We start from the raw sequence: 313 nt of genomic DNA on the forward strand, positions 1-313 counted from the left end.
GAACCTTGCCAACATCTTCTTTGTGCGCCAGAAGCAGACGCTGGGCCGGGGCCACGCCGTGAGCATGGCAAAGGCCTTTACCGGTGACGATCCGTTCGTGGTCCTCTACGGCGACGACGTGATCTGGGGCGAGGACCCTGTCTGCGCCCAGCTCATCCGCGCCTATGAGGAGTTTGGCCGCCCGGCTGCCGGTGTCTCCGCTGTGCCCTGGGCCGATGTGAGCCGATACTGCAGCCTGAAGACCACCCCCATCCACGACAACTATTTCTTTGTGGATGACCTGATCGAGAAGCCCAAGAAGGGCCAGGAGTTC

At 62.0% G+C, this 313-nt stretch carries 1 pseudogene; it reads left to right on the forward strand.

The features are described from left to right. Positions 1 to 313, forward strand: a pseudogene (locus tag P0G09_RS17435) (UTP--glucose-1-phosphate uridylyltransferase); the annotation flags it as partial.

The sequence above is a fragment of the Faecalibacterium sp. DFI.5.82 genome (assembly GCF_029076575.1).
GTDB classification, from domain to species: domain Bacteria; phylum Bacillota; class Clostridia; order Oscillospirales; family Ruminococcaceae; genus Faecalibacterium; species Faecalibacterium duncaniae.